Raw genomic sequence first — 25,678 nt, 5'->3', positions numbered from 1 at the left:
AGCCCGCACCCGCCGGCTCGGGCGATCCGGCTCGCCCGCGGCGCGTCCGAGGCCTCGGCGACGAGCGAGACTCCCGACGCCTCCGGCGACCTGCTAGACTGGGCCCCGGGAGAATCCCGCCCCGAGGGCGGGCGACGCCAGACGACGCAACGCACGCATTCAGGGCGGGACGGACGAGCCGATGGCATATCGCGATGTTTCGAGGGCCCGGGCCGGTTGGTCGGCGGGCTGGTTGCTCGCGGCGGTGTTCCCCGTCGCGGCGTTCGGGCAGGCGCCGGTCGAGCCGGGCGCGAAGGCCCAGGCGTTCGCCAGGCACGCGGTCTCCGCGCAGGAGGCCCACGCGGCCGACGTCGGCCGGGACGTCCTCCGCGCGGGGGGCAACGCGATCGACGCGGCGGTCGCCACGGCGTTCGCCATGGCCGTGACCCTGCCGGAGGCCGGCAACCTCGGCGGCGGCGGGTTCATCGTGGCGTATCTGCCGGGCTCGAAAGAGGTCGTGAGCCTCGACTTCCGCGAGACCGCGCCGAGCTCGGCCACGCCCCGCATGTATCTCGACGCCGACGGCAAACTCCGCCCCCGACACCGTTCCGGGGCCTGGGCGGCGGGCGTCCCGGGGACCGTCCGCGGGCTGGGGGCGGCCCACGCGAAGTGGGGCAGGCTCCCCTGGCGCGACCTGGTCCCCCCCGCCGTCAAGCTGGCGCGCGAGGGCTTCCCGATCTCGGACGAGCTGGCCGCCGCGCTCAACGCCCACCTGAGGCCGCGCAACGCCGATGCGGGCCGGGGCCGCGGGGGCGACCGCCTGGCCGACTTCCCCGAGTCCGTCGCCGCCTTCGGCAAGCCCGACGGCCAGCCCTGGAAGGGGGGCGACCGGCTCGTGCAGCCGGACCTCGCCGCGACCCTCGAACGGATCGCCGCGAACGGCCCCGACGAGTTCTACACCGGCCGCACGGCCGACCTGATCGCGACCTACATGTTCGAAAACGACGGCCGGATCACCCGCAAGGACCTGGCCGACTATCGCGCCAAGGAGCGGCCCCCGGTGAAGACGACGTTCCGCGGCTGCGACGTCTACGGCATCGGCCCGGCGTCGTCCGGCGGGGTCGTCCTCTGCCAGATGCTCAACATCCTGGAGCGGTACGACCTCAAGGCCGACGGCCCGCAGTCGCCGAGGACCCTGCACCGCGTGACCGAGGCCATGCGCCGCGCCTACTACACCCGCGCGACCCGCCTGGCCGACCCCGACTTCGTGGACGTCCCGTTCGCCGAACTGGCCTCCAAGGCCGCCGCCGACGAGCTGGCCCGCACGATCGACGACTCCCGCGCGACCCCCAGCGCCGACCTGGCCCCATTCCCGATCCTGGCGACCGAGCCGGATCACACGACCCACTTCTCGGTGGTCGACGGGGAAGGCGGGGCGGTGGCGATGACCTACACGCTGGAGGACAGCTACGGCGCCAAGGCCGTGGTCAAGGGCGCGGGATTCCTGCTCAACAACGAGATGGGAGACTTCAACCTCAGGCCGGGCCGGACCGACGACGCCGGTTCGATCGGCACCTATCCCAACCAGATCGCGCCGGGAAAGCGGATGCTCAGCTCCCAGTGCCCGACGCTCGTCCTGAAGGACGGCAAGGTCCGCCTGGTCACCGGCTCGCCGGGAGGTCGGACGATCCCCAACACGACCCTCTGGGTGGTGCTCAACGTCCTGGAGTTCGGCCTGGAACCCCAGGCCGCGGTGGACGCCCCCCGGACCCACCACTCCTGGTTCCCGGACGTCCTCGTCCTGGAAGGGCGGTCCTGGCCGGAGGCCACGTTGAAGGCCCTGTCCGAGGCGGGCCACAAGTGGCGGATCGCCGACCGTCAGGGGAACGCCAACTCGATCGCCGTCGATCCCGCCGACGGACGCCTTTATGGGGCGCCCGACCGTCGTCGGGCCACCACCAAGGCCTCGGGCGACTGAGCCCCGAGCCCGCCGCTCCCCTCGGCGCCGCCGAGGGGAGCGGTCGGTCCGGGCCCGGATTCAGCCCGCCTCGATGTCGCTCTCGACCTCGATCGGCTGATAGCCCACGATCCGGATCAGGAGCCGCACCACGATCAGCAATCCCAGCGTCCCCCCGACCATCGGCGCCCCGAAGGCGTAGCGACCCAGGATCAGATAGTCGGCCAGCATGCCAAGCACGACGCCGATCACGATCACGCTGATCGAGAAGACGACGAACTTGATCCAGTGCACGTTCTTCACGCCGCTTCGGACGTCGACGAACATCGGCTTCATCGCAATCTCCCTCGGACTTCCTAATCGACCGCCGCCACCCGGGACCGTCCGAGGCCTCGCGACGAAGGTTCTTCGTCGCGAGCCGGCCGGCCTTGCCGACGTCGGCGGACACCCGGGGGGTTCGCATGCAGGCGTGGTCGAGCGGGCTTCGTGTTGCGTCGTTGCATCAAAAAGGGGTCGGTGTCTCGCTCAATCAAGCGAAGAGAGCGTTTCTTGGCGAATTTCTTCGTCGTCGACCGCCGTCTGATGATACCATTAGTTAAACTCCGACGTGACGACAAAGCCTGAATTCGCCCCTCCGAGTCGAACGATTCCGCACCCGCCGGACTCGGGCCGAGAGCCCGGCGGAATCTCGCCCTCGGCCCACTGCCGGCCCGATGGGAAGGGGCCGGCGGCGAAGCGGGGTTGAACACCGCAGACGCGCGGCGCCGCGCGGCGGATCGAAATTGAGGGGCACGCCGGCCCTGGATTTGCATCCATGAGTCGGGTAAGCCGGACGCTGCTGGGAGTCCGTCCAAGACGGCTGGAGTTCCGCCCATGAAAAAGCTGGCACCTTCGATAGGTTCGCGCGTGTTGATCGTCGACGACAACCGCGACACCGCCGATACGACCGCGATGCTCCTCCGGATGCACGGCTACGACGTGGCGGTGGCCTACGACGGCCGTTCGGCCCTCCTGAAGGCGAAAGGCTACGATCCCGACGTCGTCCTGCTCGACCTCTCGTTGCCGGACATCGACGGTTGCGCCGTGGCCGAATCGATGCGGAAAGACGGCCTGGATCGCGCGGCCCTGATCGCCGTGTCCGGTCACGGCCCGGACGACGAGGCCTGGGCCCATCCCTGCTTCTCCGACCACCTGGTCAAGCCGGTGGCGAAGGACGACCTGGTCTCTCTCCTGGCCCGCGTGCGGCCCGAGAAGTCCTGCCCCTCCTGAGCAGGACCGTCGTCACCAGGCGACGTAGATGTCGCCGACTTCCAGGTCGTTGGCGTCCTCGGCGCTGTTCAGGCCGATGCTCAGCTTCCGCACCGCCCCGCGGTCGAGCCTGCCATCCGGGTCCGGGGCGTTCGCCGAGCTGGCCTGCATGGCGTCGAAATCCAGCCGGACGACGTGCCATCCGCCGTCGGCGGGGATCAGGCCGGTGCCGTTGATGTAGCCGACCCCCGAATCCCCCTCCCACAAGAAGACGCGGACGTCGCCCTTCGCCCGGCATCGGGCCCGAACGATGAGCCCGCGGGCGTCGGCCAGGTCGACGGAGTCGGGGAGCCGGAAGAAGGGATAGGCCCAGCGGTCGGAGCCGCGCTCGTGACGCACGGCCAGCCCCCAGCCGGCGGTCCCTGCGGAGCGCATCTCCATCCGTCCCCCGGCACCGATGTTGGGGGCCCATCGGCCCAGGTCCTCGATCGGCAGCCGGGCCGTGCGCGACGGGCGGGCGAGGGCCTCGTCGAGGGTCGGCTCGCCGAGGATCGCCAGGGCGAGCCGATCGCGGAGCCCACTCGCGCCGCGAGCCGTCGCGACCAGCCGGGCCGGGCGGAAGTCCGCGAACGAGCCCGACAGGTCGACGGTCCACCCCGCGACCGACGTCGATCCGGGACCGACCTGGACTCGGCGGGGCTCGGCCGGCGTCTCGACCCCGGACCGCTCGACCGCGAGGGTCAATTCGATCGTCTCGGCCTCGTCGCCGAGGTTGACGACCTCGACGTTCACCGGGAGGCTCGCGACGCCCGCCTTGAGATGGTAGCCGAGCGACGTCGGCGTGCAAAACTCGGGATCGAACCGATACCTCAGCACGATCGGGGCGGGCTCGCCGGCGGTCGCGGCTCCTACGGCCGGATGCAGGCCCATCGCCCGGGTACGAGGTGCGAGCCGCGAGCCGAGCCCCGGTCGGTCGAACCAGGCGTAAGCGAGGCCGTCCGTCAGGTCGATTCGGCCTTCGCGAACGGGCAGGGGACGGCCGTCGGCGCCCTCCAGGCGGATGGGCGTCGAGTCCAGCCGGACGCCCTGGGCCTCGGTCGAGGACCAGAGCACCGCGACGGCCCGTGAGCCGTCGCCGAAGACGCGGACGCGGACGATCCTCGGGTCTTCGACCTGGAGGTCGCCGAGATAGCATAACCCGCCGAGCGCCCGGATCGCCTGCGCATAGGCGGCCAGGCCGCGCAGGGGCGTCGCCGTGCGGTCCGTGACGCCGAAGTTGCTCGTGTTCTCCTCGTAGAACGGATAGACGAACGCGAAGAATCGGGCGACGCCGCACGCCTTCGCCTCTATCGCCTTCAGGACGATCTGCGAGGCGCTGGCGAGGTCCTGATCCAGGGGCGGTCGATCGGGCCCGCGTTTCCATGGCCGGCCGCATTCCGTGATCCAGAGCGGCATGTCGCCCCGGCCCGAGTCGCGGAGCCACTCGCGGAACCGGGCGTTGACGTCCTCGAAGTTCTCGGCCGTGCCGTAGTCGTGGAAGCTGAAGGCGTCGACGCGGTCGAGCAGCCCGCTCCCGACGCAGGCCCTGAGGAACTCGGGCGTGTGGTGCGCCATCACACCGCCGACAATCGGCGCGCGGGCCGACGCCCGGCGCAGACCGAAGGCCACGGCCTTGGCGTAGGCCGCGTACTGGTCGCCGGGCATGTCGCCGCCGAAGCTGATGTCGGGCTCGTTCCAGATCTCGACCCCGCCCCAGGCGCGATCCCAGCGCCGGGCGATGTCGGCCCAGGAGTCGGCCGTCGCCGCCAGGTCCCGGGAATACTTGCCGACGCGGCCGGCCCAGGCGGGGGCGTCGTGGGCCATCTCCAGGACGGGGACGCCGGCCCGGCGGCAAGACTCGCGGAGGTGGTCGAACCTCGGCCCGGATTCCCAGTCCCAGCGGTCGGGTTCGGGCTGGATCGCGCCCCAGGTCAGGCGTTCGCGAATCATCGCCAGCCCGAGGGATCGGGCCATCGCGATCAGCTCGTCGCGGGTGGCGTCGTCGTCCACCAGCCAGGACATCGCCCCGTCGATCGCGAAGAACGGATCGGGCGGTCCCTCGGCCCTCGGCAGGGCGACGACCCCGAACCGTTGCGAGGTCGCCGGGAACTCGATCTCGTGATAGCCCTGCGAGAAGGCCCGCGCGATCCGGACTCCGCCCGGCGTCGCCACGGCCTTCGCCCGCGCCTCCTCGGCCCCTCGGTAGTCGCGGACCACGTAGTCGAGGCCGTCTCGCGCCGCGACGGCCGAGCCGTTCCATTCCAGCGTCGCCTCCTCGTCGGGGACGACGTGGAACCGCCTGGCGGCGGCCGGTTCGAGACGAGCGTCGGGGCCTTCGGCAAGGGCGGCGAGGAGGGCCGTCGCGAGGAGGAGCGTCGCGGAGTTCATGGCGCCTCGGGGGATGGAGTGGACCTCTTCGCCCAGTGTAGATCGGCCCCGATGCGGTTTGTAGGGGTTCCCAGGTCAGGGCGGATAGACGACCTGCGTCAGGCACTGGAGCCCCAGGGTCTGGATCCCCATCAAAAGCACGGTGACGAAGATCGCCTGCCCCCCGCCGCCGAACCTCGCCACGCACGCGCCGGCGACCGTGAACAGGGGAGGGAGGAAGAGCATCCAGAGCCGGGCGACCTCGCCCAGGTTGCGGCCGCTCAGGTCGGCGATCAGCACCACCGCGAGGCCGCACCAGGCGGCTCGGGGGACGGCTCGGCGGTCGCCGATCGCCAGGCCCAGTCCCCACACGACGGCCGGGAGCCCCGCCGCGATCGCCAGTTCGATGGGGTTGACGAGCAGCCAGGTGAGGTAGGAACGTCGACCCCCCTCGTAGAAGCTCGCGTTGTTCCGCAGGTTCCACCACCAGACGACCAGCGGATCGGCCCCGGTCGCCATCCAGGCGGCCGCGACTCCGACGACGAACCCCGCCCCGATCCAGGCGATCAGGGCGACCCGTCGCGGCCAGGCCAGGGACCGAGTGGTCAGCACCACCAGGGCGACCATCACGCCGATCGGCAGGAGCGCGAGGGTGAACATCATCCCGAACGCCATCACGAGCCCCGACGCGATCGCCGCCGCGGCAGCCGCCCATGCCGAGGCCCCGGGGGTCGCTCGCCACCGCGCCGCCCAGGCAGCCGTCGCCAGCGCGGTCGCCGAGAGCAGGGGGTAGGCGGCGTCGGAGAGCGGCTGGAACAGGTTCAGGGCCGGGGCCAGGGGCCAGAACGCCGCCGACGCCCAGGCGGCGCGGGGAGACAGGGAGTCTCGCGCCAGGAGATAGAGCGGCGCCACGGTCCCGGCGCAGGCGAACAGCGTCAGGAGGCTGGCCAACAAGAGCGTCGCCCGGTCGGGGGTCGGGATCGTCGTCTCCTGCCGGAACTCGACGTCGAGGAGCCCCCGCTCGATCGAGGCGGGCGCGGCCGCGACGAGCCGATCGGCGACCGAATCGTGCCGCTCCATCAGGGAGAGCAGAGCGGAATACAGGGCGATCAGGCCAGGCGGGTGGGTGCCGAGATGGCCCGGCCCCTGCGCCTCGATCCACGTCGGATAGTCCGCCAAGAAACCCCAGGGATCGTCGGCGTGCTCGCGGGCGACATCGTAGTATCCCGTGGCCTCGCGAAAGCAGTGCACGACGCCCCATCGCGTCAGCCCGTATCCCTCGGGAGCCCCGATCGCGAAGCCCACCTGGACGGCCACGGCGCACGCGACGAGGCCTGCGACCCAGCCCGACTCGCGAAGCCTTTCGACGGGATGCGACGTCCCGCCCAGCGCCCGATAGCCGACTGCCGCGAACCCGCCATAGGCGAGCAGGCCGGCGGAGGCGAGCATCAGGCTGGCGGGCGAGGGCCACGCCCGAATCCTCGGCCACTTCCATTCGCCCGCGACTCCCAAAGGGAGGTCGTTGGAATACACGGCCGCGAGGAAGCCCAGAACCAGGAGGGCCGCCGCACTCAGCAGCAGGTCGATCTTCCGTTCCATAGCCATGACCATAACTTGAAATCCGCGTGGAGTCGCCCCTTCTCTCCGGGTTCTTTCGTTGCGGCGAGTGGACTTTCGTGCAGTTTGCGGCCTCGGAGACGGGGGGATACGCTCGGACGTCCTCGGGCCGTCGTCACGCCCGAACGTCTCGCGGAGGGTCGTCCATGTTCGTGGTGATCGCCAACATCCAGGTCAAGCCGGAGTGCGTCGAGGCGTTCCGGGCGGCTTGCGTCGAGAACTCCCGCAACAGCCTGCAAGAGCCGGGCTGCCTGCGGTTCGACGTCCTCCAGCAGCACGACGACCCGACGAAGTTCGCGCTGTTCGAGATCTACCGACGCCCCGAGGACCTGGGGCTGCACAAGGAGACCGCGCATTACGCCGCCTGGGCCGAGCAGGCCGCGGCCATGCAGGCCGGCGCCCGGTCGTCCGCCAAGTACGCGAAGGTCTATCCCGAAGACACGCAGCCATGAGCTTCGAGTTCGCCACCGCCGGCCGGATCGTGTTCGGTTGGGGCGCCTTCGACCAAGTGCCGACCCTGGCGAAGGAGCTGGGGAAGACCGCGCTCCTGGTGCTCGGCCGCGAGGGCCGTCACGGCGAGGCGCTCGGCGGGAAACTCGCCGAGCAGGGAATAGACAGTGTCGCCTTTCGCGTCGACGGCGAGCCGACGGTGCGGACCGTCGAGGTCGCCGTGGGCCTGGCGAGGGCCGAGGGCTGCGACCTGGTGATCGCCGTCGGCGGCGGCAGCGTGATCGACGCCGGCAAGGCGGCGGCGGCGATGGCGACGCAGCCCGGGGGCCTGCTGGACCACCTGGAAGTCGTCGGCGCGGGCCGGCAGCTGACCGCCCCCGGCCTGCCTTTCGTCGCCGTCCCGACCACGGCCGGCACCGGCTCCGAGGTCACGCGCAACGCGGTGCTCGACGTCCCCGAGCATCGGGTGAAGGTGAGCCTGAGAAGTCCCGCGCTCCTCGCCCGCGTCGCGGTCGTCGACCCGAGTTTGACGCTTTCGCTGCCGCCCGAAATCACCGCGACCACCGGGATGGACGCCCTCACGCAGCTCATCGAGCCGTTCGTCGGCGTCGGGGCCAACCCCCTGACCGATGGCTTCTGCCGCGAGGGGATCGCCCGCGCGGCGCGGTCGCTGGCCGCGGCCTGTCGAGACGGAAGCGACCGGGAGGCCCGCGAGGACATGGCGACGGCCTCGCTGCTCGGCGGCCTGGCCCTGGCGAACGCCAAGCTCGGGGCGGTCCACGGCCTGGCCGGCGTTCTGGGCGGGACTTTCGGCGTCCCCCACGGCGCGATCTGCGCCCGCCTTCTCCCCTTCGTCATGGACGCGAACATCCAAGCCCTCGAAAAACAATCCGCCGATCACCCCGCGTTGAAGCGTTACGCCGAGGTCGCCCGGATGCTGACCGGCGTTTCGGACGCGGAGCCCCGCGACGGTGTCTATTACGTCCGCAACCTCTGCGACACGTTGAACATCCGGCCGCTGCCGATCGCCGACGCGACCTCCGACGAGCTGGATGCCGTGATCGTCGCCTCTCGCAACGCCAGCAGCATGAAAGGCAACCCCGTCGTCCTCGCCGACGCCCACCTTCGGGAGATCCTGCTCGCCGCCGGCTGATCACCCGCCCGCTCGATTCAAGGCTCACGCCCCGCCGATCCGATCTAGTACCTACGTTGCGTAAAGGCGCTGGATCCCCAACCTGTGCGGAACGTGCACGGACGCGGAGGTGGGCGTTGGCGAGCGGGAAGCGCAAGATCGGGGCGGAACTCGCGATGGTCGCCCTCATCGTGGCGAGCCTGGGGGGGACGCTGCACCTCGTGGTGTCCGTCCATCGTCGGTCCTTCACGGCGAATCGAGGCGCCGAGGCCACCGCCCCCGCGACTCCGGCGGTCGTCGAGGCCGCACCGGCGCCGCCGGAGCCGGCGAAGATCGTGGAGGCGCCGCCGAAGCGGGTGAAGAAGCCTCGGCCCGAGCCGGTCCCGCCCCCGCCGCCGCCCGAGGACCCCACGCCCAGGGCCCTCGCGCAGCTGAGCGAGGCGGCGTCCCGCGAGGCCGAGGAGGCCGCGAAGCTCGATCGCGAGGTCCAGAACTTGGAGCAGGCGCGTCGGAAGGCGGTCGCCGAGTCCGAGCGCTGGCGACGGCGCGAGATGCTCGTGCAGCAGCAGGTCGCCGCGCTCACGAAGCAGGCCCAGAAGCTCGATCGCGAAGTCGACGCTTACGCCGCCCAGCGCGACGTCCTGGCCCGCGAGCGCGACGCCCTCAAGGCCGCCCACGCCAAAGCCCCCGGCGAGGGGAGCTATGCCGTCCTGCCGTATCTCGGCGAGAACGGCACCTGGCGGCGGCCGATCGTGATCGAGTGCACCGCCGGCGAGGTCGCGATCCGCCCCGACGGCCCCAAGTTTTCGCTCCTGGACCTGTCCGGGCTCGCCAACCCGCGCTCAAGCCCGGTCGTCGTCGCCATCGCCCGCGAACTCCTCAAGGTCCAGACGTCGGCCTCGCCGGACGGCTCGCCGGTCGTCCCGTACTTCGTCTTCCTGGTGCGGCCCGACGGCATCCGGTCCTACTACGAGGTCCGAGCCCGGCTCGAACCCCTGGGGATCGCTTTCGGTTATGAGCTGATCGACCGGGACCTGAAGGTCGACGTCCCGAACTTCGACGACCTCGCCACCTGGGACGGATCGCCCTCGGTCGGCGTCCCCCCCACGGGCGTCGTCCAGGGCTTCCCGAGCGGGACGGACGGAAGCCGGGCGACCCAGGGCGCTCGCGGCGGCGGGCCGGTTTCCGGGGGCGGCCTGGCCTGGCCCGGCATGGGCGGGTCGGCTGCGGGCGGTGCGGGCGCCGGCGACGACCGCCGAGTGATCGCCGGTGCATTCGACGCGGACCGCGGACGTGGCGGCGCGCGGTCGGATGACACCACATCCGACGCCCCCGACGACTTCGTCTGGCCGACCTCGCGCCCCGGCCTCGGGGCCGCCGGCTCGCCGAACGGCGATCAGCCGGGCGAAGCCGAGGAAGGGAGCCAGGGAGACGGAAACCTCGGCGGCTTCGGCGTGGGGCGGGCGACGCGAGGACTTCCCGTGCCGGGCCGGGCCCCTGTCGTGGCGGGGAACCCGCGAGGCGCTCCGAATACCGGATCCGGCCTGGGCGGGGTGGTCGATCGGCTGCCGGACTTCGAGAGCCCCAGCGCAGGACTCGGCCGCGGCCCTGGATCGAAACCGGGGGCGAACGAAGGGAGGACCGAAGGGTCCGAGACCGTCGACAAGCCGGGCGGCGGCATTCCGTCGGCGGGCGGCGTTCCCGGGGGTACGCCCCCCCCGGTCGGGCTGACGGTCCCGGGCCGATCGTGGCGGTCGGACGGTTCCGGTCGGCCACCGGGCGGCGCCGGCGTCGAGCTTCGCCCCGCGCCGGGGGCATCTCCGGCTCTTGCGGAAGCCGGGTCGGGCGGCGGCCTCATGTGGGGCGGCGATCGACCGTCCTTCGGGCCGACCCCCGCCGGCGACGGTGCGGCGACCGGGGCCGAGGACGCGGCCGGGGATGAGGCGTCGCCGAGCGGAACGGGCCGAGGCGCGGGGACCGGCGGGAGCCCACCCGCCTCGACGCGGGCCGCCGGCGAAGCCCCGGCGGCGTCGCCTTCCGGCTCGCCCCCGCCGCAGGTCGGCGGCCTTCGGCTCGGGCTCGGTTCGGTCTCGAGCGCGGCCTCGTCGGGCGGGTCGGGATCGCCGGGCCTGATGCTGGGCGCGGATCCGGGCACGCCGGGCGCGTCGGGATCGCCGGGAGAGTCGAGGCCGAACGACCCCGAGATGGAGCCGCTCGTGAAGCGGCCGGACGAGAAGCGGCCGCCGGCGATCGAGGTGCCGTTCGAGATCGTCGTCGCCTGCCGCGAGGACGGCGTGACGATCCAGCCGGGGAACTACCGCGTCACCGCCCACGCCCTGCGGGACCGCAAGGATGAGAAGCTGTTGATCCGCAACCTGGCGGCCGTGGCGCAGCGGAGGGCGGAGGTCGACCCGGCCATCCGGCCGAGGCCCCGGATCAAGTTCCTGGTCGAAACCGACGGCGCGTCGACGTTCTGGGAGGCCCGCCGTCAGCTCCTGTTCTCCGAGCTGGGCTGGCCCATGTCGCTGCAGGTGGCCGGGGCCCAGAATCCCCGGCTCCTCGAACGGGGGATGTGGTGATGACGAACTGGCTGCAACAGGCGCTGCCGATCCCCAGCGTGCTGGCCGGGATCCTGCTTCTGAGCTTCCTGGTGAATCGATCGAGCGTCCCCGAGACGCCGCCCCCGGTCGCCAGCCCCGCGCCCGAGCCGCCGCCCCAGGTGGTGGCGGCGCCCGTCGCCGCGCCTGCGGCCGTCGAGCCGGAGGTCGAGGAGGAAGACGAGCCCGAACCGGAGCCGGTGGCCCAGGCGGCCCCGGCGCCGGTGCTCGATCAGGCGGCGGTGGCGAAGGCCGAGGCGGAACTCGACGCGGTCAGCCGCGATCGGGCGCGGGCCGAGGCCCGCGCGGCCGAGGCGAAGAAGGCGCTGGCGGATTCGGCGAACCGGGCGGCGCTGGAGGCGTTCAAGGCGCGCAAGCTGGCGTTCCGGGTCCGCGACCCGTCCGCCCAGATCGCCAGGGCGTCGGCCCGGGGCGGGTTCCTCAAGGCCGAGCGCGACAAGCTGAACGCCGAGGTGGCCCAGCTTCGCAGCCTGCCTCTCCCCAAGGCGACCTCGATCCTGAGCAAGAACCCGGTCTCCCGGCCCGCCAAGGCCGACGAGTTCCATTTCGAGCTGCGCCACGATCGCGTGAGCTTCATCGACCTGGATCGGATGCTGGAACTCGCCAAGTCGGACGCGCAGGTGAAGCTCCGCATGGCCGATCGGATGGGCGTGCTCACGTCCCAGGTGGGGCCGGTCGGCTGGTTCTCGCTGAGCTACGTCCTGGGACGGGCCCAGTCGAGCATCGAGGAGCTGCTGGAACGCCACAGCATCCGGTTCGACCTTCGCGGCTGGGAGGTCGTCCCGACGAGCGAGAACCGAGGGGAGACCTATGAGTCGACCCGCAACCCGATCTCGGAGTACGCCCGCGCGATCAACCGGCTCTCGCCGGGGCGGTCGGTGGTGACCATGTGGGTCTATCCCGACAGCTTCAACCTCTACCGCACCCTCCGCGACGAGCTGAACGACAGGGGCTTCAGCGTGGCCGCGCGACCGCTCCCGGAAGGCATGCTGATCCGTGGCAGCCCGCTCGGCTCGGTCTCCGCGACCCAGTGACGCGGCCGGATGGAATCGTCCTCAACGCCCCGCGCCGGCCTCGTGCAGGCGGCCGGGGCGGGAGGCGTATCGGCCGCCGCTCTCGCGGGCGATCTTCCTGAGGTCGTCGCCCGCCAGGCCGCCCGCCAGGTCGATGCAGTGGACCGGGATCTTGCGGGCGTTGGCCCGGGCGATGTCGTCGGCGACCCCGTCGGGGAAGTCGCCGTCGGAGAGCAGGAAGACGGCGTCGGGCCGGAGGGCGAGGGCCTGGACGACGGCCCGTCGCGGGCTCGTCCCGCCGTCCGGCTCGATGGTCCGCAGCCAGGTCGCGAGCTTGTCCTTGTTCTCGGGGTCGGCGGGGCGGGGGATCGGGCCGCCCGGCATGCTCGTCGCCTCGTCGTTGTAGAAGACGACCTCGAACCGCTGGGGGCTCTGGAGCTGGCCGACGCTCCGACGCAGCTCGATGGCCGCGCGGGTCAGGCGGTCGTCGTCGACCATGCTGCCGGACTGGTCGATCACGTAGACGAAGAAGAGGCCCCGCGCCGGGACGCCGAAGAAGCTGGCGCGGCTCCACGGCGGAAGGTCCCGGACGTCCTCGGCGTCGTACCGCGATTCGCCGGGACGTTGGAGGAACGGGCTCCGCTTGCGGGCCTCGACCTCCTCGGGCGTCCGGACCTTGGGCGCGTCCTCGCCGTCGCGAGGCCTGGTCCTGGGAGGCGAGGGCCGGGGCTTCGCGTCCTCCTGACCCTCCGCGCGCGTCGACGCGGCGAGAAGGCCGAGTCCAAGCAAGGCGACGAGGATTCGATGGGTCGTTCGCATCCGAACCCCTCGCGACAAGGGTCGATTTCCGCAACCCTTACCAGGTTACGGGACCTGCGAGGCGTCGGCCAGGCGATTCCGATCAGTCGGCGACCTGGGTCTGGAGGACGTCGCGGAGCTTGTTCAGCACGCGGGTCTTCTCATTGCTGATCGTCTTGGGGGCGAGGCCCCAATGGTGGGCGATCTCGGCGGGGGTGCGGCCCATCAGGGATTCCTGGATCAGGCTGGCCTCGCGGGGGGTGAGCGAGCGGTCGATGGCCTCGCGGAGGGCGTCGCGCCAGGCCTGGGCGTCGGCCTCGTCGAGGGCGGCGGCGGCGACGTCGTCGAGCGGCTGGTAGACCCGCTCGCGCTGGACGCGCTTCTTGATCATGTCGACGGCGCGGAAGAAGTCGACCCCCTCGACGGTCTCCTTGGTGAAGACCTCCTTCACGCCCCAGCGTCCCACGTCGTTCAACATGGCGTCGAATCGGGGCCGGCCGAGCTGCTGGAGCAGGGTCGCGTAGACGGCCTGCGAGGAATCCTCGTAGGACTGGGGCGGGATGCCGGCCCGCTGCCAGGAGCGGGTGAGATAGCGGTCGAGCTGGTTCAGGCCCGAGGCGACCGCCCGCTCGTCGAGCGGGGCGACGACCTCGGGCTCGATCGTCGGGGTCGACCGCAGGCCGGCCAGCAGGCCGTCGAGCCGGGCGTCCAGCAGGGCGGCGTCCCAGGCGTCGGCCGAGAGTCCCGGCAGGTCGGCGGTCGGCGAGGAGGAGGGGGGGGCGTCGAGGAGCGCCTGATGCTCGACGGCCAGGGCCGGCATCGCGGCGGCGTGGGCCGCGCCCGAGAGCAGGCGCAGCGCCTCCATCGCTTCCACGGCCGGCTTGTACGACCGATGCGCCCGACGTTCCCTGCCAGTTCCGCCCGCCAAGTTCGTACGCTCCCTTCCCGTGAGCCCGATCTATCACCGCCGCGACCCGGCGCCCTCCGACTCAACCATAAGACGTGCCATCACGCGGGGTGTACCGCCGGCGCTCAAGTTAATCGAATCCCCCCGCATCATCGAGGTCAATTCTCGATCTCAGGCCATAGTAGCATGCATGCAGTTTGCGGGTCCAGAAGAAATACGGGGCCGTCGGGCGGGATCTTACAGATACGGACTAGAAAGGCGGATCTGGGGCAGGTCGGCGGCCGACGCGGGCGGAGCCGCGTCGGCCGCGAGCCGGGCGTCGAGATCAGGGGGTGGCTTCGGCGACCGGGACGGACGCCGCGCCGAGGATGGCCTTGTCGAGGTCGTCCTGCACGAAGGCGACGACGCTGAGGTCCTTCAAGGCGATCTCGGGCGGGGCGGCGGGGAACGGCCGCTCCTTGGCGTAGTCGCTCACGTAGGCGTCGAGTTGCTTGCGGACTTCGGCGAGGTCCACCTTGATCTCGACCTTCCCCTTGCCGCCGACGAGTTCCGCCCCCTCGGCGCCGCCGGGGAGGGCGCGGACGACGTGGTGGTGGAAGCGGAGCCGGTTGCCGCCGACGTAGCGGACGGACTCCTCGGTGAGCGCCAGGCGGAGCCGGAGGGTGGACTTGGCCGGCTTCGCGTCCGGCTTGCCGGCCGGGGCCGCGGGGGCGGGGGTGGTCGCCGAGGCGACGATGGCGATCTGATCGCCGGTCCGCTTGGCCTCCAGGTTCACTTCGGTCTTCCCGGGCTGTTCGAGGATCGGGTCGATCAGGCTGCGGTATTCCTCGTACTTGCCCTCGGAGCCGGCCATGGACCCGCCGCCGGGGGCCGCGGAGCGGCCGTTGAGGAACGTCGAGGGGGTGCCGCGGACCTCGTCGCCGTAATACTCCTGGCGGGCGAGCGAGTCGGCGTTGGTGAGCGGGTCGGGGCCGGGGATGTGCAGGTGGTACTGGAGGCCGATGAAGTCGGCCGGCTTGTAGGTCTTCAGCAGGGCGTCGAACGCGACGTCGGCGGCCACGCAGGGGGGGCACTGGGCGCCGGTGAACAGTTCGAACACGACGGGGCGGCCGGCGCCCGGCTTCTTGCGGCCCTCGTACGGCGTCGGCTTGAACGGGGGGACCTTCTCGTGGTACTCCGCGTCGAGCTGGGTCTCAAGCTTGGCGAGGCGGCTCTCGGCGTCGGCGGCGACGTCGGCCTTGCCGGCGTTCCGGGCGGCGCTCGCCAGCAGCCCCACGAGCGCGGCCCTGGTCTCGGTCGAGGCGTCCTCGGCGAGGTCCTTGTCGAGTTCCTGGCCGAGCTTCAGCGCGGTCTCGGCGAACGGCTTGCTCTGGGCGAGCGTCCGGAAGGCCTTCAGGCCGACGGAGTCGACCCAGGGCCGGCCGAAGGGCGCGGCGTCGCGACGCCAGGCGGCGATCAGGCGCTCGACCTCGGCGGCGGGGAGCTTGCCCGCCTCGGCCGTGCCGAGCAGTTCCGTGTAGACGATCTGGTTGGCCGGCGCGCCGGGGTTCTTCGCCAGCAGCGCCCGCAGCTGGTCGATCTTCTTGGCCGGCGAGCCCTCGCGGGCGGCCTTGTAGAAGTCCTGGACGAAGGCGTTCGGCTGGGGCGGGGGGAGCTTCTCGGCGCGGGACTTCTCCAGGGTGGCGGGGAAGTCGTCGCCCTGGAGCTGGACGGTGCCCACGATCCGGCCGGCGTACGGGCCGTCCTTCGCTTCGGCGCCCGAGAACCGGACGGCCATCGCCTGGCCCTTCAGCGTGAACGTCGCGCGGCCGTCTTCCAGTTCCACGCCCTCGACCTTGGCGTCGTCGAGGAGCCCCTTGCGGCCGTCGAGGAGCACGCCCCGGGCCTGGCCGTCCCGACGGTGGAGGTCGACGATGGCGAAGTCGTCCGAGCCGAACGCCAGGACGACGAGCTTCCAGATCCCGGCCGGCTCCGCCGCCCTCGCCGGCGCGGCGAGGAGGCCCAGGAGGCAGACGGTGATCGCTCGGGCGATCCAGGGGCGGCGCATGCGGGCACGAATCATGGCTGTTCCTCGACGGTGGGCGTCTTGCGGTGGCGCGGACTCGCGAACCGTTCGAGTTTAACCCCGGGCGCAGCCCGGCCACAACCGGACCGCGCCGCGCGGGCCACGGCGGCCGAAGGTTCAGCCGTCGGCCAGGAACCGGCCGCCGTCGACGCGGTAGGCGACGCCGGTGACGAAGTTGGTGCCGTCGAGGAGGTACGCGATCAGGCGGTTGACGTCCTCGGGCGAGCCGAATCGGCGGAGCGGCGTGGCGTCGAGCACGGCGCGCTTGTCGTCCTCGGAGAAGTCCGGCGGGGGCTCGATCATGGCCGGCTGGACGGTCGCGACCGGGATGAACGGGGCCAGCTCGACGGCCAGGGCCGTCGCCAGCGTCGTCATCCCCCCCTTGGCGGCCAGGTAGGGGAGGTAGTCCTTGTACGGGCGCTCGGTGGCCCAGTCGCCGACGAAGACGATCTTCCCCTTGATCCCGTCGATCGCCGGCTGGGCCGTCATCGTTTTCGCGGCGGCGATCGCGGCGTGATACGGCGCGGCGAGGTTGGCGGCGACCATCGCGTCGAAGTCGGCCGGCGTCAGGTCGGCGAACGGGGTCCGCTTGTAGACGCTCGCCATATTCACGAGGGCGTCGATCCGGCCGAAGCGGGCGACGGTCGCCGAGACGGCGGCCTCGGCCTGCGCCGGGTCGACGAGGTCGGCGGCGACGGCCAGGCCCTCGGAGCCGGCGGCCTGGACGTCGGCCACGGCCTTCTCGATCGCCTCGCGACTGGACCTGTAGGTCATGGCGACCCGCCAGCCGGCCGCCCCCAGCGTTCGCGCCAGGTCCGAGCCCACGCGGCGGCCGCCGGTGATCAGGGCGACTTTCGATCGCGGCTCGGGACTGGTCACTTCTTGGAGATCCAGGGGACGTCGGCCACCCCTTCGCGGTGGTTGACCGTGCGCGCCAGGACGAAGAGCAGGTCGCTCAGTCGGTTGAGGTAGATCAGGAGCGGGGTGGGCACGTCCTCGTCGGGGAGGTTGGCGAGGTGGACGGTCAGTCGCTCCGCCCGCCGGCAGATGGTGCGGGCCACGTGGATCTGGGCGGCGGCGGGCGAGCCTCCGGGGAGGATGAAGGTGCGCATGGGCGCCAGCTCCTCGGTCATCGCGTCGATGGCCGCCTCCAGCCCGGCGACGTGCCCGTCGTCGATCTGGTTGTGGAACCGGCCCTGGGGGTCGGGGTCGGCCAGGGCCGCGCCGAGCGTGAACAGCTCGTCCTGGAGCCGGGCCGCCAGCTCGTCCTGCTCGGGCGGAAGCTTCATGGCGCGGGCCATTCCCACCGCCGCGTTCAGCTCGTCGACCGTCCCGTAGGCCTCGATCCGGGCGTCGTCCTTGCGGAGCCGCTTGCTGCCGAGGATTCCCGTCAAGCCGTCGTCGCCCGTCTTGGTGTAGATCTTCAATTCCGCCTCGCCTCGCCTCGCCCACGTCGCCCTTGGCGGTCTCGCTCGCCTGCCCCTATACTAGGCGAACGACGCCCGCCGAGGGAAGCATCCGGAGACCCGAGCCGATGACGCCGAGCACGACGATCGCCCTGCTGTTGAGCGCCGCCCTGGCCGGCCAGTACGGAGGGGGAGGGGGCCAGCGGCCGCTCTCGGCCGAGGAGGTGGCCAAGCTGGAGTCGAAGCACCTGGCGAACATCCGGCAGGTCACCTTCGGCTTCTTCCGCGCCGGCGAGGGCTACTTCGGCCCCGACGGCAAGCGGATCGTCTTCCAGGCCGTGCCGAACCTCCCCGAGTCGGTCTTCCTGGAGCCCAAGGCCAACCAGTACGAGTACCAGATCTTCACGGCGGAGCTGGAGCCCGGGGCGAAGCCCAAGCTGGTGAGCACCGGCGAAGGGGCCTGCACGTGCGCCTTCTTCTCGCCCGACGGCGCGTCCCTGATCTTCGGCTCGACCCACCTGAATCCCGCGCCGCCGTCGCCGCCCCGCAGCGCCGCGTACGGGCGGTCCGGCAGCCGCTATCGCTGGAGCTTCCCGGACGGGATGGACATCTTTCGGACCGACCTCGACGGCAAGAACCTGACCCGGCTGACCGAGGCCGAAGGCTACGACGCCGAGGGGAGCTTCTCCCCCGACGGCAAGCAGATCGTCTTCACCTCGTTCCGCGACGGCGACGGCGAGGTCTACGTCATGGACGCCGACGGCAAGAACCCGCGCCGGATCACCCACGCCAAGGGCTACGACGGCGGCCCCTTCTTCTCGCCCGACGGCAAGCGGATCGTCTACCGGAGCGACCGCAAGGAGAACGACCTGCTCCAGCTCTACGTCAACAACGTCGAGGGGACCGACGAGCGGGCGTTGACGGACAACGATTCGGTCAACTGGGGACCGTTCTGGCACCCGGACTCCCGGCACATCATCTACTCGACGAGCCGCCACGGCCACGCGAACTACGAGGTCTACCTCATGAACGTGGACACCGGGGCCGAGGAGCGGCTGACGTACCACGACGGCTTCGACGGCCTGCCCGTCTTCAGCCCGGACGGCTCGAAGCTGATGTGGACCTCGAACGGCCGCGGCACCGACCGCAACAGCCAGCTCTTCCTCGCCGACTTCACGCTCGACCCCGCGCCGCAGCCGAAGGCGGCCGCGAACCCCTGACCCGACCGACGCCGGCGTCGTCGCCGCGTCGCCCTTCGTCAAAGTCCAGGAACGAGAAGACCCCCATGACGGCCAAGGACCTGATCCGGAGCGCCTACGGCAGTTCCGAGATGATCATGAAACGCTACCTCGACGGGCTCACCCGGGAGGATCTGCTGATCCGGGCGGTCCCGGGCATGAACCACCTCGCCTGGCAGATCGGACACCTGATCGCCGGCGAGCGGATGATGGTCGAGATGATCCGCCCCGGCTCCTCGCCGGCCCTGCCCGAGGGCTTCGAGGAGGCCCACTCGACGAAGAACGCAGGTGACGACGACGCCTCGAAATTCCTCGGCCCCGACGAGTATACGGCCCTCTGGAGGACCCAGCGCGAGGCGACCCTGTCGCTGCTGGATTCGATGCCCGACGAGGAGCTGGACCGCAAGGATCCCGAGAAGTTCCCGGCGTTCGCGCCCACGGTCGGCACGCTCATCCACCTGGCGGGGACGCACCCGATCCTTCACGCCGGCCAGTTCGTCCCGGTGCGTCGGCTCAAGGGGTTGCCGATCGCCGTTTGACGCACTGCTACAATCTCTCCGGGGCGGGCGTCGCCCGCCTCGGGCCCTTGACCCAGCCCGGCCCGCCGCCGGCCGTCCAGATGGGATGCGTCCATGCCTCGGGGGACCGTTCGTATCGGCGTCGTCGGGGCCGGGGAAATCGTGCGTTCGCGGCACGTCCCGGGCTTCCGGGCGATCCCCGGCGTCGAGCTGGTCGGCGTCTGCAACCGCCGCCGCGATTCCTCGGCCCGCGCGGCGCGGGAGCTGGGCGTCGCCAAGACCTACGGCAACTGGGAGGAGGTCATCGCCGACCCGGCCGTCGACGCCGTGCTGATCGGCGCTTGGCCGTATCTCCACTGCCCGGTGACCCTCGCCGCCCTGGACGCAGGCAAGCACGTCCTGACCCAGGCCCGGATGGCGATGAACGCCCGGGAGGCCCAGCGCATGCTCGACCGCTCGCGCGAGCTGCAGGGGCAGGTCGCCATGATCGCCCCCAGCCCGTACGGCCTGGTCGGCGAGACCTTCGTCCGCAAGCTGATGGCCGAGGGCTTCCTCGGCAAGCTCCGCGAGGTCCACGTCGACGGCCTGACCGACGACCTGGCCGACCCGGAGACCCCCCTGGGCTGGCGGCAGAAGACCCGCTACTCGGGCTTCAACATGCTGACCCTGGGCATCCTCTACGAGACCGTCCTGCGCTGGGTGCCGCCGGCCGTCCGCGTGCTGGCCTACGCGTCGAAGCTGGTCCCGGAGCGGTTCGACCCCGAGACGAAGAAAGTCCGGGCCGTCGGCACGCCCGACAGCGTCCAGGTGCTGACGACGCACGAGGACGGCTCGGTCGGGACCTATCGCCTGAGCGCCGTGCTCCGCGGCGGCAGGTCGATGAGCGTCGCCCTCCACGGCTCCGAGGGCTCGCTCTATTACGACCTGTTGAAGGAGGAGATCCGCGGGATCCGTCGCGGCGAGGAAGCCCCCCGAGTCCTGCCGATCCCCGCCGAGCGTCGCGGCGGCTGGCGCGCCGAGGCCGACTTCATCGCCGCGATCCGCGACGACCGCCCGGTCACGCACGCCGACTTCGCGACCGGGGTCCGCTACATGCAGTTCACCGAGGCTGTCGCCCGCAGCTCGCGCCACCAGGTGCCGGTGACGCTGCCGCTGCGGGAGTTCTCCAACCCGAGCCTCTGACCGGGCTGATCCGGTCAGTACGCGCTGCCGGCGACGATCCGGACGCTGGCGTAGGGGCTGAACTCAGCGGTGCGGATGATCCCCTTCACGTCGAGCGACTGCTCCTTGAACTCGTGGTAGGGGATCTCGTCGACGTCGATCTCGCCCACGCACTTGAGGATCTCCTGGAAGAGCCTCGGGCTGTGGTCCTTGATCTCGACGGGGACGGCGATCGCGTCGATCACCAGCTCTTCGGCGACGGCGCGGAGGACGTCCAGCATCCGGGGGATGCCCGGGGTGAGCGTCAGGTCGATCACGTGGGCGTCGCTGGGGAGCGGGTAGGCGGCGTCGACGATCAGCAGCTCGTCCGTCTGGCCCAGTTCGGCGAGAAGCGAGCAAATCGCGGGATTGAGTATGCCGCCTCGTTTCATGGGGCCCCCTTTCTTTCTTCTCTTCCTTCGCAGTGTCCAGCTCGATCGGGCGCGGCGGGGCCGTCGCCCGGGACGGCCCCCGGACCTCGACGAGCCTCGTCGCCTTCGGCCGAATCCGCCCGGAGGCGCGGCCGTCCGACCCAAAGGAGGGTTTGAGCACCCTCGACGCCGCCAGTATAACGGTTGGAGGGGGCCGGCTCCACCCGAACGACGGGGCGGGGCCCGACCTGCCCCCCCTTCCCGGTTACGGACGAGGCGCGATGCGAATCCCCGAGATCGAGCGCCTCACCTTGGCGACCGCCGTCCTCCTCGCCCTGGCCGTCGTCGCGCCGAACCTCGGCTGTTCGCGGTCCTCGCCCGACGCCGCCGAGACGGCCGACGAGCCGCCCGGCCTGGACCCGGGCGTCCTGCGGTCGGCCGCGCCCATCGAGGCCCTCGACGACCCTCGGCTGGAGCACCTCCTGGAGGCGGCGTCGCGATGGCGGGAGCGGCGCGGGCCCGAGCGGACCGTCGTCGATCAGGTGGTGCTGGCCGCCGACGTCCCGAGCTTCCTGGCGGCCGTCTCGGCCTGGGACGGGCACTCTTTCTTCCCGGTGCTGATCGACGACCCGGCCTGGACGCTGCCGTTCCTCCGGGCCTTCCGCCCCTCCCGGATCCTCCGATTCCGGGCCTCGGCCGGACCGCGAGGGGAGGGGGCTTTCGAGCGCTGGCGGGCCGCTCAGGAGGCCGTGGGCCGGGCCTGGGTCCGGCACGTCGGCCCCGGAGCCGAGACGCCCCCCCCGTCCGGCGCGCCGCCCCGCGGGATCGACGCGACGCCCCCCGGGGTCGTCCTCAGCCACCCCGACAGCCCCTCGCTGGCCGCCGCGGTGGCGCTGGCCGCCGGCCGATTCCAGCCCCTTTCCCGACTCGAACCGATGACGGAGGCGGCGAAGCCGGGCGAGCGGGCGAAGGTCCTGCGTTTCGAGGACGTGGCGACCGAGGACCAGGCCGTGGCGTTCGCCCGCCGCGTCGAGTCCCGCGTCGCCTCGTTCGCCCGCTCGTACGCCCGCCTCGGCGACGAGGTCGATTTCCTCACCCTGGCCGGCGACTGGCCGTACCGCTACCGCGCCGAAGGGGGCGAGGGGATCACGCAAGGCGACCGCGCGCTGGACGACCTCGTCGGCCGAGTCCTGGGCAAGGGGGAGCCGGATCTGGAGAAGCTCCGGACGCGATGGGCCTTCGCGGGTCGGATCCTCGGCGACCCGCCCGCCTCCGTCGCAAGGGCCATGGGCTCGCTCTTCTTCCAGCCCGAATCGGCGCTCTTCTGGAACACCTACTCGGGCGGCCCGGTCTGGTCGGACTACGACGTGAGCGGCGCCGCAGCGACGACCCGGCTGATCCGCCCAGCCCCCGGCGCGGTCGCGGCCCGGGCGGGGGCGACGGCCGACCTGGCGTCCTGGCGCGAGACCTTTCGGACGGCCGGCCGCTACGACCTGCTGACCGTCAACTCCTCGGGAGGCCCCGGCGAGTTCTCGATCACGGGCGGGCCCGGCCTCGCGGCGGACGTGCCGCTCGCCCCGCCCCGGATCGCGGCGATGATCCACAGCTTCTCCGCGGCCGACCCCCTCGACCCGGGCACGATCGCCGGCCGCTTCCTGGAGCGGGGGACCTTCGCCTACTACGGCTCCATGAACGAGCCCTTCCTGACGGCCTTCCGGACCCCCTACCTGCTGGCCCAACTGCTGTCGGTCGAGATTCCCCTGGGCGCGGCGTTCCGGCAGGGGCCCTACGAAGCCTTCGGCCACCCCTGGCGCCTGGTCTATCTCGGCGACCCGCTCTATCGCATCTCGCCGCTCTCCCGCCCCTTCCGGCCCGAGCGGTCGAATCCCGAGGGCTGGGACCGCACGGCCCTCGACGAGGCCGGCGCGGCGGTCCTCCTCGCCCCCCGGGGACGCCCCGAAGCGGGACGCGCCGCCGAGACTCTGGAGTGGTGCCGCGACCGGGTCCTGCTCACGCTCCTTTGCGAGCCCGCCCCGGCGGCCGACCCGGAAGCGACTTCGATCCTCAGGACCCTCGATCGAAGAGGACTCGACCCGGCCCGGCTCGCGACCCTGGACGCCCTCCTGATCGACGGTTTCGCGGCGGCCGGCGACGAGGCCGGGCTGCTCGACCACTTCCTGGGGGTCAAGCCGGCGGGACGTTCAGGAGTCGTCTGGCGGGCGATCGAGACGGCGGCCCTGGGCCGGCTCGCCGCGCTGGAGCGGGACGGCGAGTTCCGCGAAGTCCTCGACCACTGGTTCCGTTTGGTGGTCGGGCCCTGGCCGTCGGGCTCCTCCTTCCCCGCCCGGCTGACCCGCCGCGTCGCCCGGGCGGCCGAGGAGGACGCCCCGCTCCGCCGCGACGCTTTCCGACGCCGCCTCATGGAGGCCCGCGACCGCCTGGCCGCCGCGAACGCGCCCCCCGACCGGATCGCGATGCTGGCGGAGGAACTCGACCGGCTCGTCGGGACCCCTGCCGACCGGTGACCTCCTTGGGGTTTTTCCGGTTTTGGCGGCCCGTCGTCGGCGAAGCCCCCCAGAGTGCGCTTGCCCTCCGGACGAGGCTCGGGTAATTTAGAGCCCTTGCGAAGGGGGCACGGAACCGTGCTTCCCTCATTCCCGCCGTCGGCGCCGTAGCCAAGTGGTAAGGCAGAGGTCTGCAAAACCTCCACCCCCGGTTCGAATCCGGGCGGCGCCTCTCACGATCCGCAACCAGAAGGGCCGCCTTCCCGGCGGCTTTTTTCTTGCGCGGGGCGAGCCCTGGCGGCTCACTCGCCGGAGTGGCCGATCAGGGCTATGAGTTGGTCGTGGTCGACGGGCTTGACGAGGTGGTGGTCGAAGCCCGCCTCGCGCCCTCGCAGCCGGTCTTCCGGCCGACCGTAGCCGCTGACGGCAATGATCACGCTCTCCAGCCCCTCGGCGCGGAGGCGCGTGGCGACCTCGAAGCCGTCCATTGCCGGCAGGCCGATGTCCAGGAGGATGTGGCTGGGCCGGAACGCGACCGCCTCGGCGATCGCCGAGGAGCCGTCGTGGACCGTGCGGACCTCGTCGCCGAGCAGGGCGAACAGGTGGTGGAGCCCCCGGGCGGTGTCCACGTTGTCGTCGACGACCAGGATCCGCGAGGGGGGCCGCGACCGCCCGCGGGCGTGCGAATCGGCGTCGTCGGAACTCGTCGCGGCGGCGACCGGCAGGCTCACCGTGAACTCGCTCCCCCGGCCCGGGCCCTCGCTGTAGGCCGTCGCGGTGCCGCCGTGCAGCTCGGCGATGTGCTTGACGACCGTCAGCCCGATGCCCAGCCCCCCCTCGGACCGCGCGATCGAGCGATCCCCCTGGGCGAACAGCTCGAACATCCGGGAGATCTGATCGGGCGGGATGCCGATCCCCGAGTCCTTGATCGACAGGCTGAACCGCCCGCCGGCGAGCCCGGCGGTCAGCTCGATGCGCCCCCCCGCCTCGGTGTAGCGGCAGGCGTTGGTCAGCAGGTTGATGACGACCTGCTCCAGGCGCGTCGGGTCGGCTTCGATCCAGAGCTCCTCGGGATCGCAGGCTACGGTCAGTTCCTGCTTCTTCTCGTCGACGTGCGGCCGGATCGATTCGACCGCGCTCTGGATCGCGTGCCGGGCGTCGAGTCGTCGCTTACGCAGCACGATCTTGCCCCGGGTGATCCGGGAGACGTCGATCAGGTCCTCGATGAGCCGGGCCAGGTGCTTCACCTGGCGTTCGATGACGCCCTGGGCCCATTCGTTCAGCTTCGGGTCGTCGCCGGCCAGTCGGAGCAGGCCGGCGGCGTTGCCGATGGAGGAGAGCGGGTTGCGCAGCTCGTGAGCGAGCATCGCCAGGAACTCGTCCTTGCGACGGTCGTTCTCCGCCAGCTTTTCGGCCCGTTCGTGCAGGCTGCGTTCCAGGGCCCGTCGATCGCCGACGTCGTGGAAGACCAGGACGACGCCCTGGACGACGCCGCCGTCGCCGCGGATCGGCGCCGCCGTGTCGTCGATCGGCCGCTCGACCCCGTCCCTGGCGATCAGCAGGGTGTGATTGGTGAGGCCGACCGCCTTGCCCTCGCGGAGCACCCGGGTGACCGGGTTCTCGACCTGGGCTCGGCTCTCCTCATTGAAGATCCGGAAGACCTGTTCGAGAGGTCGGCCGTGGGCCTCGGCCTGACGCCAGCCCGTCAACTCCTCGGCGACGGTGTTCATGAACACGACCCGGGCGAGGACGTCGGTGGCGATCAGGGCGTCGCCGATGCTCACCAGGGTCACCCGCAGCCACTCGCGTTGATCGCGCAGCTCTTCCTCGACCTGCCGCCGCCGGGCGATCTCGCGATTCAGCTCGGCGAGCTTCTCGTTGAGCGCGAGGAAACGCTCGTCGGCGACGTCCTTGGCCGTGAGGCGCAGCAGCAGGACCGCCGGATCGTCGCCGTCCGCCGGCTGGAGCAGGCTGCCGTCGCAGCGGTAGGGCCGGAGCTCGCCGGCGGGCGGGGCCAGCGTCAGCGTGCCGGGGACCGGCTCCGACGCGCGGGCGCATCGGCGGAGGTAGTCGGCCGTCGTGTCGGGGTCGGGTCCGAAGCCCGCCAGGTCCCGCCCGACGAGCTCGGCGGGGTTGAGGCCGAGTCGCGCGACCCGGCGGTTCGCGCCCAGGACCAGGCCCTCCCTGGTCACGAGCAACAAGGCTTCCGGCATCCGCTCGACGATTCGCAGGGCGGCTTCGATCGACATCG

Annotated in this window: 20 protein-coding genes and 1 tRNA gene; 11 read left to right on the top strand and 10 right to left on the bottom strand. The window is 71.7% G+C overall.

Features of this window, described 5'->3' with window-relative positions; all coding sequences use genetic code 11:
- The first annotated feature begins 181 nt into the window (after positions 1 to 181).
- Complete coding sequence (gene ggt / locus G6O68_RS03615) at positions 182 to 1,957, top strand: gamma-glutamyltransferase (RefSeq protein WP_165244913.1); 1,776 nt, start codon at positions 182 to 184, stop codon at positions 1,955 to 1,957.
- Between the two features lie 60 nt (positions 1,958 to 2,017).
- Here the strand turns inward: ggt and G6O68_RS03610 are convergent, their stop codons facing one another.
- Positions 2,018 to 2,272: a hypothetical protein gene (locus G6O68_RS03610; RefSeq protein WP_165244911.1), complete on the bottom strand. Its 255-nt coding sequence runs from the start codon at positions 2,270 to 2,272 to the stop codon at positions 2,018 to 2,020.
- A 537-nt stretch (positions 2,273 to 2,809) separates the two neighbouring features.
- On the opposite strand from G6O68_RS03610, the gene G6O68_RS03605 reads away from it, so the two are divergent.
- Positions 2,810 to 3,205 carry a response regulator gene (locus G6O68_RS03605; RefSeq protein ID WP_165244909.1) on the top strand — a complete coding sequence of 132 codons (396 nt, stop codon included), beginning with the start codon at positions 2,810 to 2,812 and terminating at the stop codon, positions 3,203 to 3,205.
- 12 nt (positions 3,206 to 3,217) lie between these two features.
- Here the strand turns inward: G6O68_RS03605 and G6O68_RS03600 are convergent, their stop codons facing one another.
- Together G6O68_RS03600 and G6O68_RS03595 are read right to left on the bottom strand one after the other, a co-directional pair.
- On the bottom strand, positions 3,218 to 5,611 hold the full coding sequence (locus G6O68_RS03600; RefSeq protein WP_165244907.1) for a cellulase family glycosylhydrolase: 2,394 nt from the start codon (positions 5,609 to 5,611) through the stop codon (positions 3,218 to 3,220).
- A gap of 75 nt (positions 5,612 to 5,686) precedes the next feature.
- Positions 5,687 to 7,195, bottom strand: coding sequence for a hypothetical protein (locus tag G6O68_RS03595; RefSeq protein WP_165244905.1), 1,509 nt, complete (start codon positions 7,193 to 7,195; stop codon positions 5,687 to 5,689).
- Between the two features lie 158 nt (positions 7,196 to 7,353).
- Between G6O68_RS03595 and G6O68_RS03590 the strand changes: the two genes are divergently transcribed.
- From G6O68_RS03590 to G6O68_RS03575, 4 genes are all read left to right on the top strand, one after another.
- Entirely contained in the window at positions 7,354 to 7,659 is a 306-nt protein-coding gene (locus G6O68_RS03590; protein WP_165244903.1) for a putative quinol monooxygenase, read from the top strand.
- A complete protein-coding gene (locus G6O68_RS03585) occupies positions 7,656 to 8,810 on the top strand; it encodes an iron-containing alcohol dehydrogenase (protein ID WP_165244901.1) in 1,155 nt (384 codons plus the stop codon). Before G6O68_RS03590 ends, G6O68_RS03585 begins: the two co-directional genes overlap by 4 nt.
- Before the next feature lie 116 nt (positions 8,811 to 8,926).
- On the top strand, positions 8,927 to 11,368 hold the full coding sequence (locus G6O68_RS03580; protein ID WP_165244899.1) for a hypothetical protein: 2,442 nt from the start codon (positions 8,927 to 8,929) through the stop codon (positions 11,366 to 11,368).
- Positions 11,368 to 12,441 carry a hypothetical protein gene (locus tag G6O68_RS03575; RefSeq protein WP_165244897.1) on the top strand — a complete coding sequence of 358 codons (1,074 nt, stop codon included), beginning with the start codon at positions 11,368 to 11,370 and terminating at the stop codon, positions 12,439 to 12,441. The genes G6O68_RS03580 and G6O68_RS03575 overlap by 1 nt, the downstream gene beginning before the upstream one ends.
- A gap of 21 nt (positions 12,442 to 12,462) precedes the next feature.
- On the opposite strand, the gene G6O68_RS03570 is transcribed toward G6O68_RS03575, so the two are convergent.
- The 5 genes from G6O68_RS03570 to G6O68_RS03550 form a co-directional block, all read right to left on the bottom strand.
- Positions 12,463 to 13,239 (bottom strand): vWA domain-containing protein, encoded by a 777-nt coding sequence (locus G6O68_RS03570; RefSeq protein WP_165244895.1) that lies wholly within the window; start codon positions 13,237 to 13,239, stop codon positions 12,463 to 12,465.
- Positions 13,240 to 13,321: 82 nt separating this feature from the next.
- The gene (locus G6O68_RS03565) at positions 13,322 to 14,146 is read right to left on the bottom strand and encodes a LuxR C-terminal-related transcriptional regulator (RefSeq protein WP_240911027.1); all 825 of its coding nucleotides are present in this window, start codon (positions 14,144 to 14,146) and stop codon (positions 13,322 to 13,324) included.
- 304 nt (positions 14,147 to 14,450) lie between these two features.
- The gene (locus G6O68_RS03560; protein ID WP_165244893.1) at positions 14,451 to 16,187 is read right to left on the bottom strand and encodes a hypothetical protein; all 1,737 of its coding nucleotides are present in this window, start codon (positions 16,185 to 16,187) and stop codon (positions 14,451 to 14,453) included.
- Positions 16,188 to 16,307: 120 nt separating this feature from the next.
- Positions 16,308 to 17,069 (bottom strand): SDR family oxidoreductase, encoded by a 762-nt coding sequence (locus G6O68_RS03555; RefSeq protein WP_165244891.1) that lies wholly within the window; start codon positions 17,067 to 17,069, stop codon positions 16,308 to 16,310.
- Positions 17,066 to 17,617 carry a cob(I)yrinic acid a,c-diamide adenosyltransferase gene (locus G6O68_RS03550; protein WP_165244889.1) on the bottom strand — a complete coding sequence of 184 codons (552 nt, stop codon included), beginning with the start codon at positions 17,615 to 17,617 and terminating at the stop codon, positions 17,066 to 17,068. Before G6O68_RS03550 ends, G6O68_RS03555 begins: the two co-directional genes overlap by 4 nt.
- A gap of 107 nt (positions 17,618 to 17,724) precedes the next feature.
- On the opposite strand from G6O68_RS03550, the gene G6O68_RS03545 reads away from it, so the two are divergent.
- From G6O68_RS03545 to G6O68_RS03535, 3 genes are all read left to right on the top strand, one after another.
- A complete protein-coding gene (locus tag G6O68_RS03545; protein WP_165244887.1) occupies positions 17,725 to 18,816 on the top strand; it encodes a TolB family protein in 1,092 nt (363 codons plus the stop codon).
- A gap of 65 nt (positions 18,817 to 18,881) precedes the next feature.
- Complete coding sequence (locus tag G6O68_RS03540; RefSeq protein ID WP_165244885.1) at positions 18,882 to 19,373, top strand: DinB family protein; 492 nt, start codon at positions 18,882 to 18,884, stop codon at positions 19,371 to 19,373.
- 93 nt (positions 19,374 to 19,466) lie between these two features.
- On the top strand, positions 19,467 to 20,534 hold the full coding sequence (locus G6O68_RS03535; RefSeq protein WP_165244883.1) for a Gfo/Idh/MocA family protein: 1,068 nt from the start codon (positions 19,467 to 19,469) through the stop codon (positions 20,532 to 20,534).
- A gap of 14 nt (positions 20,535 to 20,548) precedes the next feature.
- On the opposite strand, the gene rbsD is transcribed toward G6O68_RS03535, so the two are convergent.
- Positions 20,549 to 20,944, bottom strand: a complete 396-nt coding sequence (gene rbsD, locus G6O68_RS03530) for a D-ribose pyranase (protein WP_165244881.1) — start codon at positions 20,942 to 20,944, stop codon at positions 20,549 to 20,551.
- 260 nt (positions 20,945 to 21,204) lie between these two features.
- Between rbsD and G6O68_RS03525 the strand changes: the two genes are divergently transcribed.
- Both G6O68_RS03525 and G6O68_RS03520 read left to right on the top strand, forming a co-directional pair.
- Positions 21,205 to 23,448 (top strand): hypothetical protein, encoded by a 2,244-nt coding sequence (locus G6O68_RS03525; protein WP_165244879.1) that lies wholly within the window; start codon positions 21,205 to 21,207, stop codon positions 23,446 to 23,448.
- Between the two features lie 140 nt (positions 23,449 to 23,588).
- Positions 23,589 to 23,659 (top strand) — tRNA-Cys (locus G6O68_RS03520).
- Between the two features lie 70 nt (positions 23,660 to 23,729).
- Here the strand turns inward: G6O68_RS03520 and G6O68_RS03515 are convergent.
- On the bottom strand, positions 23,730 to 25,676 hold the full coding sequence (locus tag G6O68_RS03515; RefSeq protein ID WP_165244877.1) for a hybrid sensor histidine kinase/response regulator: 1,947 nt from the start codon (positions 25,674 to 25,676) through the stop codon (positions 23,730 to 23,732).
- Positions 25,677 to 25,678 lie beyond the last annotated feature (2 nt).

Source organism: Paludisphaera soli (assembly GCF_011064595.1).
Taxonomy (GTDB): Bacteria; Planctomycetota; Planctomycetia; order Isosphaerales; family Isosphaeraceae; genus Paludisphaera; species Paludisphaera soli.
This window is presented reverse-complemented; position numbering and strand designations above follow the sequence as displayed.